General features: G+C 65.0%; 22 protein-coding genes and 1 tRNA gene. 11 read left to right on the top strand and 12 right to left on the bottom strand.

Annotation, left to right across the window (positions count from 1 at the left end):
* Nucleotides 1-43: 43 nt before the first annotated feature.
* Nucleotides 44-733 (bottom strand): aspartate/glutamate racemase family protein, encoded by a 690-nt coding sequence (locus tag AC1DSD_RS07355; RefSeq protein ID WP_478029282.1) that lies wholly within the window; start codon nt 731-733, stop codon nt 44-46.
* Nucleotides 734-814: 81 nt separating this feature from the next.
* On the opposite strand from AC1DSD_RS07355, the gene AC1DSD_RS07350 reads away from it, so the two are divergent.
* A complete protein-coding gene (locus AC1DSD_RS07350; protein WP_478029281.1) occupies nt 815-1,540 on the top strand; it encodes a Crp/Fnr family transcriptional regulator in 726 nt (241 codons plus the stop codon).
* 18 nt (nt 1,541-1,558) lie between these two features.
* Here AC1DSD_RS07350 and AC1DSD_RS07345 read toward each other — a convergent pair whose 3' ends face one another.
* Nucleotides 1,559-3,043 carry a glycerol kinase gene (locus tag AC1DSD_RS07345; protein WP_478029280.1) on the bottom strand — a complete coding sequence of 495 codons (1,485 nt, stop codon included), beginning with the start codon at nt 3,041-3,043 and terminating at the stop codon, nt 1,559-1,561.
* A 53-nt stretch (nt 3,044-3,096) separates the two neighbouring features.
* Here AC1DSD_RS07345 and AC1DSD_RS07340 point away from each other — a divergent pair, with 53 nt between their 5' ends.
* Nucleotides 3,097-4,329: an AI-2E family transporter gene (locus tag AC1DSD_RS07340; RefSeq protein ID WP_478029279.1), complete on the top strand. Its 1,233-nt coding sequence runs from the start codon at nt 3,097-3,099 to the stop codon at nt 4,327-4,329.
* Between the two features lie 59 nt (nt 4,330-4,388).
* Nucleotides 4,389-4,465: transfer RNA gene (locus AC1DSD_RS07335), tRNA-Asp, on the top strand.
* Nucleotides 4,466-4,486: 21 nt separating this feature from the next.
* Here AC1DSD_RS07335 and AC1DSD_RS07330 read toward each other — a convergent pair.
* The 6 genes from AC1DSD_RS07330 to AC1DSD_RS07305 all read right to left on the bottom strand — a co-directional run bounded on the left by AC1DSD_RS07330 (nt 4,487) and on the right by AC1DSD_RS07305 (nt 6,372).
* Complete coding sequence (locus AC1DSD_RS07330) at nt 4,487-4,756, bottom strand: type II toxin-antitoxin system RelE/ParE family toxin (protein ID WP_478029278.1); 270 nt, start codon at nt 4,754-4,756, stop codon at nt 4,487-4,489.
* Nucleotides 4,744-4,920 (bottom strand): antitoxin, encoded by a 177-nt coding sequence (locus tag AC1DSD_RS07325; protein WP_478029277.1) that lies wholly within the window; start codon nt 4,918-4,920, stop codon nt 4,744-4,746. Before AC1DSD_RS07325 ends, AC1DSD_RS07330 begins: the two co-directional genes overlap by 13 nt.
* Nucleotides 4,921-4,947: 27 nt before the next feature.
* Nucleotides 4,948-5,172 carry a DUF2842 domain-containing protein gene (locus tag AC1DSD_RS07320; protein WP_478029276.1) on the bottom strand — a complete coding sequence of 75 codons (225 nt, stop codon included), beginning with the start codon at nt 5,170-5,172 and terminating at the stop codon, nt 4,948-4,950.
* Nucleotides 5,169-5,717 (bottom strand): 5-formyltetrahydrofolate cyclo-ligase, encoded by a 549-nt coding sequence (locus AC1DSD_RS07315; protein ID WP_478029275.1) that lies wholly within the window; start codon nt 5,715-5,717, stop codon nt 5,169-5,171. The genes AC1DSD_RS07320 and AC1DSD_RS07315 overlap by 4 nt, the downstream gene beginning before the upstream one ends.
* Nucleotides 5,718-5,897: 180 nt before the next feature.
* Nucleotides 5,898-6,206, bottom strand: coding sequence for a cell division protein ZapA (locus tag AC1DSD_RS07310; RefSeq protein WP_478029274.1), 309 nt, complete (start codon nt 6,204-6,206; stop codon nt 5,898-5,900).
* Complete coding sequence (locus AC1DSD_RS07305) at nt 6,199-6,372, bottom strand: hypothetical protein (RefSeq protein WP_169804179.1); 174 nt, start codon at nt 6,370-6,372, stop codon at nt 6,199-6,201. The genes AC1DSD_RS07310 and AC1DSD_RS07305 overlap by 8 nt, the downstream gene beginning before the upstream one ends.
* A 267-nt stretch (nt 6,373-6,639) precedes the next feature.
* On the opposite strand from AC1DSD_RS07305, the gene gap reads away from it, so the two are divergent.
* The gene (gap, locus tag AC1DSD_RS07300; RefSeq protein ID WP_478029273.1) at nt 6,640-7,647 is read left to right on the top strand and encodes a type I glyceraldehyde-3-phosphate dehydrogenase; all 1,008 of its coding nucleotides are present in this window, start codon (nt 6,640-6,642) and stop codon (nt 7,645-7,647) included.
* Nucleotides 7,648-7,771: 124 nt separating this feature from the next.
* Nucleotides 7,772-8,962, top strand: coding sequence for a phosphoglycerate kinase (locus tag AC1DSD_RS07295; protein WP_478029272.1), 1,191 nt, complete (start codon nt 7,772-7,774; stop codon nt 8,960-8,962).
* Here the strand turns inward: AC1DSD_RS07295 and AC1DSD_RS07290 are convergent.
* Together AC1DSD_RS07290 and AC1DSD_RS07285 are read right to left on the bottom strand one after the other, a co-directional pair.
* A complete protein-coding gene (locus AC1DSD_RS07290) occupies nt 8,959-9,429 on the bottom strand; it encodes a TlpA disulfide reductase family protein (RefSeq protein ID WP_478029271.1) in 471 nt (156 codons plus the stop codon). The genes AC1DSD_RS07295 and AC1DSD_RS07290 overlap by 4 nt on opposite strands.
* 1 nt (nt 9,430) lies before the next feature.
* The gene (locus AC1DSD_RS07285) at nt 9,431-9,955 is read right to left on the bottom strand and encodes a TlpA family protein disulfide reductase (RefSeq protein ID WP_478029270.1); all 525 of its coding nucleotides are present in this window, start codon (nt 9,953-9,955) and stop codon (nt 9,431-9,433) included.
* A 218-nt stretch (nt 9,956-10,173) separates the two neighbouring features.
* Between AC1DSD_RS07285 and AC1DSD_RS07280 the strand changes: the two genes are divergently transcribed.
* On the top strand, nt 10,174-11,073 hold the full coding sequence (locus AC1DSD_RS07280; protein ID WP_478029269.1) for a fructose bisphosphate aldolase: 900 nt from the start codon (nt 10,174-10,176) through the stop codon (nt 11,071-11,073).
* Here AC1DSD_RS07280 and AC1DSD_RS07275 read toward each other — a convergent pair.
* Together AC1DSD_RS07275 and AC1DSD_RS07270 are read right to left on the bottom strand one after the other, a co-directional pair.
* On the bottom strand, nt 11,070-11,387 hold the full coding sequence (locus AC1DSD_RS07275; protein WP_478029268.1) for an ArsR/SmtB family transcription factor: 318 nt from the start codon (nt 11,385-11,387) through the stop codon (nt 11,070-11,072). The genes AC1DSD_RS07280 and AC1DSD_RS07275 overlap by 4 nt on opposite strands.
* A gap of 4 nt (nt 11,388-11,391) precedes the next feature.
* Entirely contained in the window at nt 11,392-11,865 is a 474-nt protein-coding gene (locus AC1DSD_RS07270) for an SRPBCC domain-containing protein (RefSeq protein WP_478029267.1), read from the bottom strand.
* Nucleotides 11,866-12,014: 149 nt separating this feature from the next.
* On the opposite strand from AC1DSD_RS07270, the gene AC1DSD_RS07265 reads away from it, so the two are divergent.
* The 5 genes from AC1DSD_RS07265 (at nt 12,015) to AC1DSD_RS07245 (ending at nt 16,353) form a co-directional block, all read left to right on the top strand.
* Entirely contained in the window at nt 12,015-12,698 is a 684-nt protein-coding gene (locus AC1DSD_RS07265; RefSeq protein ID WP_478029266.1) for an O-methyltransferase, read from the top strand.
* 53 nt (nt 12,699-12,751) lie between these two features.
* The gene (gene thiE, locus AC1DSD_RS07260; RefSeq protein WP_478029265.1) at nt 12,752-13,450 is read left to right on the top strand and encodes a thiamine phosphate synthase; all 699 of its coding nucleotides are present in this window, start codon (nt 12,752-12,754) and stop codon (nt 13,448-13,450) included.
* A 35-nt stretch (nt 13,451-13,485) separates the two neighbouring features.
* Nucleotides 13,486-14,049: an elongation factor P gene (efp, locus tag AC1DSD_RS07255; RefSeq protein ID WP_478029264.1), complete on the top strand. Its 564-nt coding sequence runs from the start codon at nt 13,486-13,488 to the stop codon at nt 14,047-14,049.
* Nucleotides 14,050-14,210: 161 nt separating this feature from the next.
* Nucleotides 14,211-15,023 carry an inositol monophosphatase family protein gene (locus tag AC1DSD_RS07250; protein ID WP_478029263.1) on the top strand — a complete coding sequence of 271 codons (813 nt, stop codon included), beginning with the start codon at nt 14,211-14,213 and terminating at the stop codon, nt 15,021-15,023.
* 133 nt (nt 15,024-15,156) lie between these two features.
* Complete coding sequence (locus tag AC1DSD_RS07245) at nt 15,157-16,353, top strand: GGDEF domain-containing protein (RefSeq protein ID WP_478029262.1); 1,197 nt, start codon at nt 15,157-15,159, stop codon at nt 16,351-16,353.
* The last annotated feature ends 63 nt before the right edge of the window (nt 16,354-16,416 follow it).

The raw sequence follows: 16,416 nt of genomic DNA, 5'->3' as shown, positions 1-16,416 counted from the left end.
CGGCCATTCGGCGGGGCCGGGGGCAGGCGACTGCCCCCGGTTATCAGCCGAGCGCCAGGTCGACCGCCGCGAGCGCATGAAGGCTGGTCGTATCGAACAACGGCACCGCGCTGTCCGACTGGTCCACCAGCAGCATGATTTCGGTGCAGCCCAGCACGATCGCCTGGGCGCCGCGTTCGACGAGCCGCGCGATCACCTCGCGATAGATCTGGCGCGAAACTGGCTCGAACTTACCCGCGACCAATTCCTCATAGATCACGCGATGGACATCGCGCCGATCCGCGTCGCTGGGGATAAGCACCTCGAGCCCCGCCGCGGCGAGCCGGTCGCGATAGAACGGCCTTTCCATCGTGAAGGCGGTGCCGAGCAGCCCGACGCGCTTCAGCCCCGCTTTGACGATGGCCGCCGATGTCTGATCGACGACATGGAGCAAGGGAATATCGATTTCGGCTGCCATGGCGTCGGCCATCAGATGCATCGTGTTGCTGCAGATCAGGACGAAATCGGCGCCACCGGCCTGAATGCGTTTTGCGACATTCACCATTTGGACGGTTAGCGAGGACCAATCGCCATCGTGCTGAAGTCGTTCGATTTCGCCGAAATCGAGCGAGTGCATCAGGATCTTGGCCGAATGCGAACCCCCGAGCCGGTCGCGAACGGTGCGATTGATGATCGCATAATATTGTGCCGAGCTTTCCCAGCTCATGCCGCCGATCAGGCCAATCGTCTTCATAGTGCAGCTATCGCTTTTTCTCATGACGAAACCAAGGCGCGCGCACGATCGTTACGCAAGCGAAGAGGTTCGAAAACGATCATGCTGACAGACAATTTCCTGCGCGGCCGCCGTCGCCGCGAGTTGAGTGATGACGAAAAGGAGGCGATCGAGAGCGTTCTGACCGCGCCGGTGACGCTGCCGCGGCGCAAAGTGGTGACGAGTCGCGGCGATGTCGTCACGCGATCGACCTTTCTCATCTCGGGGTTCATGTGCCGCTATATGGACGGATCGGACGGCCACCGGCAGCTCGTCAGCATCCAGACGCCGGGCGATTTCGTCGATCTGCATGGTTATCCGCTGCAACGGCTCGATCACGATATCGCGACGTTGAGCGAGTGCACCGTCGCCTATGCGCCGCACGACAAGCTGACGCAGATCATCGAGCGCTTGCCACATCTGGGGCGCGTGTTGTGGTTCTCGACCCTGCTCGATGCCGCCATGCATCGCGAATGGATTTTCCGGCTGGGCCGGCTCGACGCTGTGGGCCGCGTCGCGCACATGTTGTGCGAAACCTATACGCGGCTCGATGCGGTCGGGCTGGTCGAGGATAACGCTTTCGCCTGGCCATTGACCCAGCAGGACCTCGGCGAGGCATGCGGACTGACCTCGGTCCACGTCAATCGCACTCTACGCGTGCTGCGTGAGGCGGGCATGGTCGAGGTATCGGATCGCATCGTCACGATGCTGGATTTCGATCGCCTCGCCTCGACCGGCGAATTCCAGTCCGATTACCTCTATTTCGACAACCATACCCGCACGCCATAGGCGCGACCGGGCATGGCGTCAGTGCGCGGCGGCGATCACCGATTTGACCGCCGATGCCCAGCCATCGAGCCGGGTCTGCCGGGCGTCGGCGGCAAGGGCGGAATGAAAAGCGTCCAGCTTGCCGCGCATGGCTGACGCCGCCTTCAGGTCCTTGAACAAGCCGATGCCGACGCCCGCCAGCATCGCCGCGCCGAGCGCGGTGGTTTCGGCGAAGACCGGCCGCTCCACCTCGACCTCGAGCATGTCGGCGAGATCCTGCGCGATCCAGTCATTGGCGACCATGCCGCCGTCGATCCTGAGCGTCGTCCAGTCGGCGCCATCGGCGGCGAAGGCGGTCTTCAGGTCGTTGGCCTGGTGCGCCATCGCCTCCAGTGCGGCGCGGACGATGTGCGCGCGCGTGGCGGTGAAGCTGAGCCCCGACATGCTGCCGCGCGCCTCTGCTTCCCACCATGGTGCGCCCAGGCCGGACAGGGCGGGGACCAGATAGACCCCGGCATTGTCCGCGACCGACCGCGCCAACGCCTCGGTTTCGTCGGCGGCGGCGATCAGCTTGAGAGAATCGCGCAGCCATTGGACCAGGCTGCCGGCGACGAACACCGATCCTTCCAGCGCATAAGCGCGCCGGCCGCCGAGTTGCCAGGCCACCGTCGCCAGCAACCGGTTCTTCGACGTCGGCTGGTGCGCGCCATATTGCGTCAGCACGAAGGCGCCGGTGCCGAACGTCGCCTTGGTGTCGCCCGGCGTCAGGCAGGCCTGGCCGATCGTTGCCGCCTGCTGATCGCCAGCCATGCCGCAGATCGGAATCGGCGCACCGAACAGGCTCGTGGTGCCATAATTGCCCGCGCAATCGACGATTTCGGGAAGCGCGTGGCGCGGCGCGTCGAACAGCTCGATCAGCCCGTCATCCCAATGCCCGCTGCCGATCGCCATCAGCGCGGTGCGGCTGGCATTGGTCGCGTCGGTAATATGCAGCCCGCCGCGGCTCTCGGTGGTGGTGAGCTTCCACACCAGCCACGAATCGATCGTGCCGACCGCGAGCCGGTCGCCCGCGGCCTTGAGTTGCGGCCAATTGGCCATCGCCCAGCCGATCTTGGATCCCGAGAAATAGGGGTCGAGCAGCAACCCGGTGCGGGCCTGGACGGTCGGCTCGTGCCCGGCCTCCTTGAGCTCGCGGCACCACGACGCCGTGCGCCGGTCCTGCCAGACGATGGCGGGCGCCAGCGGCTCGCCGGTCTGTTTGTCCCAGAACACCACCGTCTCGCGCTGGTTGGTGATGCCGATCGCCGCCACCGCCTCGGCTCCGCCCGCCAGTTCGACCATTTTTCGTGCGCAGGCGAAGGTCCGATCCCAGATCTCGGCCGCATCGTGCTCGACCAGCCCGGGGGAGGGGTAATGCTGCGTCAGGTCGGCCGATTCGCTGCCCAGGCATGTGCCATCGGGCGCGAACAGCATAGCACGGGTGGAAGTGGTGCCTTCGTCGATGATCAGCAGCTTCTCGCTCATCTCTTGACGCTAGCCGGGATTACTTTGCCCGCCAATGGCGCTACGGAAGCGCTATGAGTAATGGCGAGAGCGGCACGGGGGCGAGTTTGTCGGCGACGGTTGGGGGCGCCGCTGCCGTTGCGCCGAGCGCGCGCGAGACGCCGGGGTCGACCGACGATAGTCCGCCGCCGGTAATCGACCCCAGGCGCGATCGCCTGCTCGCTGCGCTGACGCTGATCGCCGGTGTCGGACTGGTGATCGGCCTGCCGTTCGCGCTCAAGGCCGGCGCCGAATTCTTCCTGCCGATCACGATCGCTTTAGTCATCTCGATCGCGCTCATCCCGGTGCTCGAATGGCTCGAGCGGCGGCGGCTGCCGTCCTGGCTCGCGGCGCTGATCTGCGTGCTGACGTTCCTGGCCGCGGCGAACGTGGCGCTGGCCGCGATCGTCGTCCCGGCGATCGAGTTCTTCCGCCGGCTACCCGAGCGGATCGACCGGATCCAGGCCAATCTGGCGCCGGTGCTCGATCTCTATGCGAGCCTAGAAAAATACATCAACAAGGCGGCGGCGCATATCGCCACCATTCCCAAGGTCCGCGCCACGACCTCGGTGTCGCCGCCGAGTTCGCTGCTCGACCTCATCGCCACGTCGGCGCCGACCGCGTTGGTACAGATATTCTTCGGCGTGCTGGTGGTGTTCTTCTTTCTCGCCGGCTGGACGCGGACACGGCGCCGGACGATCACCAGCCGCGCGAGCTTCGGCGGAGCGATGGCGACCGCGCGCGTTATCCAGGACGTGGTCGACGACGTCTCCGCCTATCTCGGCACGATCACCGCGATCAACATCGTGCTCGGGCTGATCGTGTCGGGCGCCTTGTGGCTGATCGGCATGCCCTATCCGCTGATGTGGGGTGGCATCGTCACCTTGCTCAACTACATTCCCTATTTCGGGCCGATCGTCGCAGCGTTGCTGCTCGCGGTCGGCGGGTTGATGACCTTTCCCGACATCTGGGTGGCGCTGATGCCGGCGGGCATCATGATCGGCTGTCACTTGCTCGAGGCTAATGCGGTGACGCCGTTCATCGTCGGCCATCGCCTGACGATCAGCCCAGTGCTGATCCTGATCTCGCTGAGCTTCTGGAGCTGGGTATGGGGAACACCGGGCGCGTTGCTCGCGGTGCCGCTCTTGATCATCATGCAGACCGTGATCGGGGCAGCGGGCAAGCCCGACATCGCCGGTTTCCTGTTCGAGCACGGTACCTTGGTCAGCGAGCGCAAGCGCGGCCGCTGGGGCGTGCGACAAAACTGATTTGACCGCTGTTGACACTGGGGGGCCGCTCGCTTAGTGGCCGCGCCTCACGCTTCCAAGCGGGTGTAGCTCAGTTGGTTAGAGCGCCGGCCTGTCACGCCGGAGGTCGCGGGTTCGAGCCCCGTCACTCGCGCCATTTTCGGTGAACCGAAATGGCTCAGCGCTGCTGCCGTCCATGTTTGATGCGCACTATGTAGACGACATCGTCTGCTACCCAATAGCGCAGCACGTAGGGTGGGGTAGAAACGAGTTCGCGGAAGCCGTCGTCGGTGAGACGTCCGCGATTTGGGAAGTCGGCAAGACTGTTGCCGGCATCTATCAGTCGCTGAACGAAGCGATCAGCAGCCTCCGGATTGAACTGACGAAGATATCCGCGGATCGCCTCTAGCGAGACGACCGCATCCTCGAGCCAGATTATTCGAACCATTCGGCGGGCGGCGGTCCCTCCTGGGGTGTACCCCAGGTCTTGAGCCAGGCAACGACCTTCTCGTGCGGAACGCCCTTGCCCGCCGCGATATCGGCCAACGCCTTTGCGTCAGCGGCCGCTTCGGCTTCGGGGCTCATCTCAAAGAGATCGCGTTCCACGTTCATGACGGGAAACATAGCGCGAATACGGCGCTACTTCCACACTCCGGTTTCCATCCAACGCAGCATGCGGCGCATCGGCAGCAGCCATAGCCACACGATTCCGGTGACCACGTAAAACAGCAATTGCGCGACCGCCGGCCAGCGTCCGACCCAGGGCGATAGGCTCACCACCGCGATGCACCAGATCGCGATCAGCGCCAGGATGGCGAGCATGCCCACCGGCTTTTGCCAGCGCGGTGACGGCGGCGGGTTCATCGTGTAATCCATCCCTGTTCGGTGACGACGGCGTGGAGCGCCATATCCCACGGATCGACCGGCAAATCCTCTACCAATTGGACGCTCCACGCGACGCCGATGCGCCAGGCGTCGGGAAAGCGCGCGAACGCTCCGTCATAATAGCCTGCTCCCTGACCCAGTCGATCGAGCTTCGCGTCGAATGCGAGCATCGGAGTCAGGATGATGTCGGGACGCAATTCGGCGGCGAGCGTCGAGGGCTGGCTGAGGCCGAACGGGCCGGTCTCCAGCGCCGCCTCGGTTTCCCAGGCCAGGAAGCGCATCGGTTCGCTGCGCACCGTGACATGGGGCAAGGCAAGCACGCATCCCGCTTCGACCGCGGCGCGCGCGAGAGGCGAGGGATCGGCTTCGCTGCCGATCGGGACATAGGAGGTAACGGTCAGCCCGCGGTCAAGCCGGGCGCGGAAGGCGTCGGGCACCGCGATCGGCGAGGGCTTGCCCGCGACAAAGGCGTCGCGCGCGGCACGGAGTCGGGCCCGCAATGCCTGTTTGTTGCTGATTGTCATGATCCGATGGAGTGGCGGGACCACCGTAGACCGTTTGCCGGGTTATCCTCTGACGCACGGTACGTCAGGTGGGGGCCATATGCGTCGGACCAGGATCCGGACAGGGACAGCCCCCATGGATGATGAATAGCCTCAGGGATAATAAAGGCTCGTATCGGGCAGTACCCGCCACGCATGAATCTAGGCGCTCGGTGCCGGTTTCTCAAGGGTCTCGGCAAGCGCTTCCAGACGATCGGCGAGGCGGTTGAGAAAAGCGGGACTCGGGCCGCCATCGACCGAGGGGCGGTTTTCCGCCTGATCGAGGCTGTCGGCGAGCATCAGCGCGATCAGCAGCATGGTGCGTTCGGCGTTGAGACCGCCCGAGGCGCGGTTGGCCATCGCCCAGCGCTGGTCAAGCATTTCTCCCAATCGACGAAGCTGGGCTTCCTCGCCATCGCGGCAAGCGACGTTGTGGCGGCGGTCGCCGATCGTCAGCGTGACCTCAGCCATTTCGCGCGCCCAGCGCATCGAGCGCGGCGATCGCTTCGCCGACGCGGGCGCGCAGCGATTCGTGTCGTGTCTTCAGGTCCTGCGCGCTCCTGTCGCGCGCCGCGACGGCGCGTTCGATGCGGGCGAGCGCGGCGTCGATCCGATCGGTCGGGGAAGCGTCTGCCATCGGGGGGAGATAGCACGGCGGGGGGGCGCGACAAGATCGTTTCGCCGCGCAAAGGGCTCGGGCTCGCCGCCAGCGATCGCCTCAAGCCAATGCGTCGCACCGCGACGAGCTAGTCGATGACGTTGTGATCGGCGCCATTGCGGCCGATCCGGGAGCAAATACGCGGCCCTGACGGTTGACGCGCCGCCCCGGCATCCCCAAAGGCAGCCGCGACCGACCGGCCCCATTCGCGCGTGCCGGCATCAGCAGCTCAAGGAGCGAAACGACATGGCGGTGAAGGTTGCGATCAACGGGTTCGGACGGATTGGACGTCTGGTAGCGCGTGCGATGCTCGCGCAAGGCGATACCGGGCTCGACCTGGTGGCGATCAACGATCTCGGTGATGCCAAGGCCAATGCCTGGCTGTTCAAGCGCGACTCGGTGCACGGAAAGTGGCCGGGCGAGGTCCATGCCGAAGGGCAGGACATGGTGATCGACGGCAAGCATATCCGCGTCACCGCCGAACGCGATCCGGCGAACCTGCCGCACAAGGAATTGGGCGTCGACCTGGTGCTCGAATGCACCGGCTTCTTCACCGATCGTGACGCTTGCCAGAAGCATATCGATGCCGGCGCCAAGAAGGTGCTGATCTCGGCTCCCGGCAAGAATGTCGACCTGACCGTCGTCTATGGCGTCAATCACGACAAGCTGACCGCCGACCACAATATCGTGTCGAACGCGTCGTGCACGACCAATTGCCTCGCGCCGGTCGCAAAGGTGCTCAACGACGAATTCGGCATCGAGCGCGGCCTGATGACCACGGTCCATGCGTATACCAACGACCAGAAGATCCTCGACCAGATCCATTCCGATCTGCGCCGCGCCCGGGCGGCGGCGATGTCGATGATCCCGACCACCACGGGCGCCGCCCGCGCGGTCGCTGAGGTGCTGCCCGAATTGAAGGGCAAGCTCGACGGCTCGGCGATCCGCGTACCCGTTCCCGACGTGTCGCTGATCGACCTGACCTTCACGCCCAAGCGCGACGTGACCAAGGAAGAGATCAACGCCGCGCTCAAGGCCGCGTCGGAAGGCAAGCTCAAGGGCGTGCTCGATTACACCGACGAGCCGCTCGTATCGATCGACCTGATGGGCTCGCCCGCTTCGTCGACCGTCGACAGCCTCGAAACCACGGTGCTCGAAGGCAAGCTGGTTCGCGTCCTCAGCTGGTACGACAATGAATGGGGCTTCTCGAACCGCATGGTCGACACCGCCAAGGTGATGGCGGGGTTGATCTGACTTATCCCCCTCCCGCTTGCGGGAGGGGCTAGGGGAGGGCGTGTTCCTTCCCACGGCAGACGTTGACAGACCCTCCCCCAACCCCTCCCGCAAGCGGGAGGGGAGTTTCGACAGGAACTCGGACATGGCGCGCAATTTCAAGACGCTTGACGACATGGGCGACATCGCGGGCAAGCGCGTGCTGGTCCGTGAGGATCTCAACGTGCCGATGGCCGATGGCCAGGTCACAGACGATACCCGGCTGCGCGCCGCGGTACCGACCGTTGCCGAACTTGCCGACAGGGGCGCCAAGGTCCTGATCCTCGCGCATTTCGGGCGGCCCAAGGGCCAGCGTAATCCCGGGATGAGTCTGGCGCTCGTCACCCGCCCGTTCGAGCAAGTGCTCGGCCGGCCGGTGCGCTTCATCGACGACGAGGGCGCGGCCGAGGCGATCGCGACGCTCAAAGACGGCGATGTTGCGATCCTCGAGAATACGCGCTTCGATCCAGGCGAGGAAAAGAACGCGCCCGAGACGATCGAGCGGCTGGCCGCGCTCGGCGATTATTACGTCAACGACGCCTTCTCCGCCGCACACCGCGCGCACGCCTCGACCGAAGGGCTGGCGCACCGGTTGCCGTCATTCGCGGGCCGACAGATGGAAGCCGAGCTCGACGCGCTCGACAAGGCACTGGGCGATCCCGAGCATCCGGTCGCAGCCGTGGTCGGCGGGGCCAAGGTTTCGAGCAAGCTCGACGTGCTCAAGCATCTGGTCACCAAAGTCGATCATCTGATCATCGGCGGCGGCATGGCCAATACGTTTCTCGCCGCGCGCGGCGTCGATGTCGGCAAGAGCCTGGCCGAGCATGATCTGACTGGCACGGCGGAAGAGATTTTCGACGCGGCTGAGACCGCCGGTTGCACGATCCATCTGCCCTATGACGTGGTGGTCGCGAAGGAGTTCAGGCCGAACCCTGAAACGCGCACGGTCAACGTCCATGAAGTCGCGAGCGACGAGATGATTCTCGACATCGGTCCGGCGGCGACCGAGGCGCTGGGCGATGTACTCAAGAATTGCCGCACGCTGGTGTGGAACGGCCCGCTCGGCGCGTTCGAAACACCTCCATTCGACGTGGCGACGATGACGCTGGCGAAGACGGTAGCGGCGCTGACGCGTGAAGGCTCGCTGGTGTCGGTAGCCGGCGGCGGCGATACCGTCGCCGCGCTCAACCAGGCGGGTGTCGCCGGCGACATGACCTTTGTGTCGACCGCGGGCGGGGCCTTCCTCGAATGGATGGAAGGCAAGGAACTTCCGGGTGTTAAGGCGTTAAGCTCCTAACGCTCGACAAGTAGCGGGTTGACGACGGCGTCCAGGCTCCGCGCGGTGAAGGCGGCGGCTTTCTCATAGCGGACGCGGCCGTGGCGATCGATCACATAGCTCATCGGCACCGCCGAAACCGCGATGTCGGCGCCCGCGACCCAGGTCGCCTGGGGGTAGGGGATCGAAGTCGCCGTCGCCTGACCCTTGCCGTTGGCGCCTGGATCGACCGAAATGCCTATCACGACCAGGCCCTGCGACAGATGCTGGCGATAATAGCGGGCGAGGAGAGGGATCTCAGTCCGGCAGGGCACGCACCAGCTCGCCCAATAATTGATCACAACGACGCGCCCACGCAGGTCGCCGAGCGTCAAGCGCTGCCCACCGGTCAGCGTCATCGCGCCGGGCAAGCCGGGTGCTCCGGCGATCGCAGGCGTCGCCAGCGCGGCGGCCGTGAACAGCGTGGATATCTGCCGGAACAGGCGCATGTTAGGTCGTGGGCGCAGGCTCGCGCAGCAGCGGCACGAGGAGTTGGTTCAGCATATCGAGATCGAAAGCGCCGGCCTTGGCGTAGCGCACGCGGCCGTCGCGCCCGATCACGATATTGGTCGGGACGCCGTTGCCTATCACGTCATACGGTCCCTTGACCTTGCGGACCGGCTGGATGTGCATAACCGAGAACAACTGCTTGAGCTGATAGGCGGGTAGCGAATCCTCGGTCGTCACCGCGAATACGCGGAGCCCCGCCTCCTTGCGCTGGTTGTAATAAGCATCAAGTGTCGGCAATTCGGTGCGGCACGGCACGCACCACGTCGCCCAGAAATTGAGCACGACGACCTTCCCGCGGAGCTCGTCGCGCGTGACCTTGGTCCCGTCGATCAAGGTAAGCGTGAAATCGGGCGCGGGCTCGCCGACCTTCATTTTTTCGCCCGCGGCAACCGGCATGCCGATTGTCGCAGTGGCGAGCGCCGCCGCCGTGACGATCATCCTCGCTGTGCTTGCGATCCGCCCCATAACTACCCCCTTGTCGACCCGATACCAACGTGAGCGCGCCGCCGCAGCAGGTCAATTGGGCGAAAGCTCCAAAAAGGAGACATTGTTTGGGCGCATCAGGACGGCTTTGGACGGGTGGAAGGCATCTAACCGGTTACAGCGATCATCGGCCCATTGCGGAGCCGCCGGACGCTGTCTAACAGCCGCCACACATACGTATGCACAGACGGGAAACGACCATGCAGACCGCTGAAATGACCGCCAAGATTGCCACCGGACACGGCTTCATCGCCGCGCTCGACCAGAGCGGCGGGTCGACCCCCAAGGCGCTCAAAGGCTATGGCATCGAGGAAGGCGCGTGGTCGAGCGATGAAGAGATGTTCGATCTGATCCACCAGATGCGCGTGCGGATCATCACCGCGCCGGCCTTTGCCAGCGGAAAGGTGATCGCCGCGATCCTGTTCGAGCGCACCATGGATGGCCAGGCCAATGGCAAGCCGGTGCCCCAGGCGCTCCACGATATTGGCGTCGTGCCGTTCATCAAGATCGACAAGGGCCTGGAGGCGGAGGTCAATGGCGTCCAGCTGATGAAGCCGATGCCGGGGCTTGACGCTTTGCTCGAGCGTGCGCGCGGGCTCGGCATGTTCGGGACCAAGGAGCGGTCGGTCGTCAATCTCGCCAACCGCGAAGGCATTGCCGCGATCGTCGCACAGCAGTTCGAGATCGCGCGGCAAGTGCTGAGCCACGGCCTGATGCCGATCATCGAGCCCGAGGTGAACATCAAGAGCCCGGAGCGTGCGGAGGCCGATGCGATCCTGCTCGAGGAGATTCTCAAGGCGCTCGACGCCATGCCGGGCGACGACAAGGTAATGCTCAAGCTGTCGCTGCCCGCCGAACCCGGCCTGTTCCTGCCGTTGGTCGAGCATCAGCGGGTGCTGCACGTTGTCGCGCTGTCGGGCGGGTATAACCGGACCGATGCCTGCGCCGAGCTGGCGAAGAATCGGGGCATTATCGCGAGCTTCAGCCGCGCGCTGCTCGAGGATTTGCGTCACCAGATGAGCGACGAGGAATTCGACCGCGCGCTGGCCGAGGCGATCGACGAGATTTACGACGCATCGGTCGACAAAGTCGCGGCCTAATCGCCTTCGCCGAGGATCTCGGCGAGACGATCGAGCCGTTTTTCGAGCATCGACCGCCGCTCGCGCGCCCAGCGTTCGACCGGCGTCAGGCCGTCCGGCACCAAAGATGCCGTCCGCACGCGCCCGACCTTTTCGGTGCGCACCACGCCGCATTGCTCGAGCACCTGCAAATGCTGGGCGATCGCGGTTACCGTGACGCTCAATGGCTCGGCGAGCCGAGAGACCGATGCCGGCCCTTCCGCCAGGCGATCGACGATCGCGCGGCGGGTCGGGTCCCCCAGAGCCTGGAACAATCGGTCGAGATCGGGCGTCACCCGCTCAGCCTTCGATCACCTCGCCCAATTTGTCGAGCAGGACGCGCCAGCCATGCTCGCGCATCACCGGGCCGTCGGCATTTTCGAAGAAGGCTACCTGATTGGTGCAGACCAGATCGGTGCCCTCGCCATTGGGGATGAGCTCGAACGTCGTCAGCGACACCGACATCGGCGCCCCGCCGATCGCCATCATGCCGGTCGTAACGATCCGGCTGCCCTGGACGATCGCCTGGAAAATACTGTCGTCGGTTAGCGACACGCCGGGAAAGGGGCTGTTGTCGCCAAATCTGTAGCCGAGATGTTGCGACCCGCCGGGGCGGAAGTCGCTCTCGAAGGCGACGAGTTCGGATTGATCGTTCGCCGCATACCATTGGCGCTTGATGGCGGGTTTGCTGAGCGCTTCGAACACCCTGGCGGGGTCCGCCTTGTAGCTGCGCTCGATCGTGAAGGTGGCGTGAGTGACATGTCCGTCCGGCATAACTCGCTCCTTTAGTGAAGTCGTGGCTTCAATATTCGCCTGCCGATAATTAGTCAAGTCACGACTTCACTATTGTCGCATTGACGCAGCATGGCCGAGGGAGAAAAGGGCGCTGCGCGGCAAGCGCCGCCTCAGTCGGGAGGATTGCCATGGTCGAGCGAGTCGGAGAGCAAAATCCGGGCTGGAGCGCCGTCGACGCCTTTATCGCGGATCGTCTGCTCGGCGACGACCCCGCGCTTTCGGCGGCGCTCGCGGCCAATGCTGCCGGCGGATTGCCGGACATCGATGTGTCGCCCGCGCAGGGCCGGATGCTCCATCTGTTCGCGCGGATGGCGGGCGCGCGGCGCATTCTCGAAATCGGCACGCTCGGCGGCTATTCGACCATCGAGCTGGCGCGCGCGCTGCCCGCCGACGGCAAGCTGATCTCGCTGGAGATCGATCCGCATCATGCGGACGTTGCGCGCAATAACGTTGCCAAAGCTGGGCTCGGCGACCGTGTCGATATCCGCACCGGTCCGGCGCTCGACTCGCTCCAGGCGATGATCGCGGCCAACGAGGCTCCGTTCGATTTCGTGTTCATCGATGCCGACAAGCAGAACAACCCCGCTTATGTCCGCGCCGCGCTCGCCATGTCGCGCCCCGGCACCACGATCGTGGTCGACAACGTGATCCGCGAGGGCGGGGTGCTCGATGCGGCGAGCGGCGACGAGCGCATCCAGGGAACGCGCAGACTGTTCGAGGAGGTCGGTCGCGAACCGCGACTGACCGCGACCGCGGTGCAGACGGTCGGCATCAAGAAATGGGACGGCTTCCTGATCGCGGTGGTCGATTGAAACTGAGAAGGGGAGTGGTTGCCGGTCGGAAGGACACGGCTTAGGGGCGGCGGATGGACACTGAAGACCCGCTCGGCCCGCTCGATCCGAATTTCGCGACCTCGTTCAAACGTGATGTGCGACGGCCGCCTTGCCAGCTCTATCTGATTTCGCCGCTCGACGTCGGCGGCGCTTTTCCGGACCGCCTGGCGCGCGCGCTTGATGCCGGGCCGGTGGCGGCGTTCCAGTTTCGCGTGAAAGACGTCGACCAGCACGAGGCCGCCCGGCTGGCCGAGCCGCTCCAGCGTATTTGCGCCGATCGCGAGGTTGCGTTCATCGTCAATGACAGCGTCTCGCTGGCGAAACGGCTCGGCGCCGACGGCGTCCATCTCGGCCAGGAAGATGGCGATCCGCGCGAGGCGCGGTTGGTGCTCGGGCCCGACGTTCAGATCGGCGTGACGTGTCACGACAGCCGGCATTTGGCGATGGAAGCGGGGGATGCTGGTGCGGACTATGTCGCGTTCGGTGCCTTCTATCCGACCCCGACCAAGGACGTGAAGCATCGGCCCGAACCGGTGATCCTCAGCTGGTGGTCGGCCCTGTTCGAATTGCCCTGCGTCGCGATCGGCGGGATCACGCCGGCAAATGCGGCGCCATTGGTGACGGCGGGCGCCGATTTCCTCGCGGTATCGAGCGCGGTGTGGGGCGATGACGAGGCGGCGGCGGTGCGCACATTCGGCGCGGTGCTTGCCGGATCGGGGCCGGCTGGCTAAAGGCGCGGTTTCGCTCTTTCCAGCAGGTACATCGCATGAAGATCAGTGGCGTGGACATTCGTCCCGGCAATATCATCGAATATGAAGGCGGCATCTGGCGCGCCGTCAAGATTCAGCACACCCAGCCCGGCAAGGGTGGGGCGTATATGCAGGTCGAGCTGAAGAACCTGCGCGATGGCCGCAAGAACAATGTCCGCTTCCGCTCGGCCGAGACCGTCGAGCGCGTCCGCCTCGACACCAAGGACTTCCAGTTCCTGTTCGCCGAGGGCGATAGCCTGGTGTTCATGGACAAGGACACGTACGAGCAAACCACCTTGCCGCGCGACCTGCTGGGCGACGCCGCCGCGTTCCTGCAGGACGGCATGGACGTGGTGATGGAACTTCACGACGACGATCCGATCAGCGTCCAGCTGCCCGACACGATCGAGGCGACGATTGTCGAGGCCGATGCGGTGGTGAAGGGCCAGACCGCATCGTCGAGCTACAAGCCGGCAATCCTCGACAATGGCGTCCGCATCATGGTCCCGCCGCATATTGCCGCGGGAACCCGGATAGTTGTCGATGTGTATGAGCAGACCTACGTCCGCAGGGCGGACTGATTTGAAGCCCTCTCCCGCGTGCGGGAGAGGGTTTGGGTGAGGGTCTTCTTCCTTCTTCAGTCCTGACGTCGAAGAAAGAAGACCCTCACCCTCCCACCGCCTTCGGCGGCGGGCCCCTCCCTCTCCCGCACGCGGGAGAGGGGTGATTTTGGAGCGATAGATTGCCTTCCCATTCCGGCATTTTCACCGTCATCGAGCGCGCCGCGCGCAAGGCGGCGCCGCGCCTGCGTCGCGACTTCAACGAGGTCCAGCACCTCCAGGTCAGCCGCAAGGGGCCGGCCGATTTCGTGTCGATGGCCGACAAGCGCGCCGAGGAGACATTGGTCGAGGAACTGCGCAGGGCGCGGCCTGACTGGTCGATCCTGGCCGAGGAAGGCGGCGAGATCGCCGGCGATCCGAACAAGCCGCGCTTCATCATCGATCCACTCGACGGCACCTCGAACTTCCTCCACGGCATCCCGCATTTCGCGATCTCGATCGCGGTCGAGGAGCCGATGGCGAACGGCAAGCGTGAGATCACGACCGCTCTGGTCTATCAGCCGCTGACCGACGAGAGCTTCTGGGCGGAAAAGGGCAAGGGCGCCTGGCTGCAGGATGCCCGGTTGCGCGTCTCGTCGCGACGCGATCTGCCCGACGCGCTGATCGCGACCGGCATCCCATTCCTGGGCCATGGCAATTTCGCGCAGTGGAGCCGCATCTTCGGCGCGGTGGCGCCCGAAGTTGCCGGCATCCGCCGGCTCGGCTCGGCCGCGCTAGATCTCGCCTGGGTCGCGGCAGGACGGTTCGACGGGTTCTGGGAATCCGACCTGCAGCCCTGGGACGTCGCGGCGGGTGTGTTGCTGGTCAAGGAAGCCGGCGGCTTCGTCACCGATTTCCGCGGTGGCGACCGCACGATGGAGCGCAACGAGTTCCTCGCCGGCAATGACGTGCTTCATTCCAAACTGCACAAGCTGGTCGCCGGCGCCTTGCGCTGATGCGCTGGCCGGCGATCCTGCTGTTCGCGGCAGCCGCGCCGGTCACTGCTCGCACCGATTGTTTCGGTTCCATTATGAGTATCTCGGCAAATTACATAACCTGACCTTAACGACAGCGGGACTATGCGAGCGCATGGTTTCGACGCCCTCTTCGACGTCCAGGGATGACGTATTCCTGAAGACGCGGATCGAGGCGATCTATTCGATTGCGGTGGCGATGATCGGCATGGACCTGCTCGGCTCGACGATGATGGCCGGCCTTTTCTGGCAGCAGGGCAATACGATTTGGCTGCTGATCTGGGTGCTCGCCAGCGTGATCGTCATCGGGGCGCGAACCGTCGCGACCATGGCCTATAAATCGGGTCGTTTTGCCAATGTCCCCAGTCGGCACTGGGCGAGGTCGCTCACCGTGTTCTCCGCGGCATCGGGACTGCTATGGGGTGGCGCGCTGGGACTGATCGTCGCGACCGGCACCGATAGTGAGGTCATGTTCGCGGTTTGCGTTGCGCTGAGCGGCCTGACGCTGTCGATCGCGCATGTCGCTTATTGGCCGATGTACGCCGCATTCGAGATACCGGTGATGGTCGCCGCGGCGCTGGGATTCGTCGCCGGCGATCGGCCCGGCCATTGGCCGCTGGCCGGCGCCGCCACGGTGATGACGGTCGTGCTGCTCAGCGTCAGCCGCCGGCTCGCGGGACAAGTACTCCACGCGCATCGCCTAGCAGCCGCCAACCAGGCGCTGGTCGAATCGCTCGGCGCGCGCGGCAAGGCGCTCGAACAGGCGTGCGACGCGCTCGAACGCGTCAGCCGCACCGATCCACTGACCGGTCTGGCCAATCGCCGTCAGCGCGACAGCCGGCTCGCCGACGAATGGGAGCGGGCGCTGCGGTCCGGCGGGCCGCTGGCGGTCGTCGCGATCGACGTCGATCACTTCAAGTGCTTCAACGACGCGCACGGCCATAGCGAAGGCGATCGCTGCCTGAAGGCGGTTGCCGAGATGCTCCAGGCGGGCCTTCGCGGCCCGATCGACCTCGCCGCGCGCCATGGCGGCGAGGAATTCATGCTGATCCTGCCTGGGGTCGATCGCGCCGGTGCCGCTTCGATCGCCGAACGCGTCCGCGTGATGGTCGCGACGTGCAGCGACGATCCCGGCTTCGCGCTGCCCGAAAAGGTCACGATCAGCCTTGGCGTCGCGGCGATCCATCCGGCGCCCGGCCGCTCAATCCACGAACTGACCATCGCCGCCGACGCCGCACTGTATCGCGCAAAAATGGCCGGACGAAACCGTTACGAGCTCGCCGCGGCCGACAGCGTCGCCGCCGCCGCCTAATCTCCCGCTAATTGCGAATCATTCTCACGGGTTCGAGGCCTTGCCCGACTCTAGGTGCCGTCC

This window comes from Sphingomonas sp. P4_D12 (genome assembly GCF_056401895.1).
The sequence above is the reverse complement of the archived record's forward strand: the minus strand, read 5'-3'. Positions and strand labels throughout refer to the sequence as shown.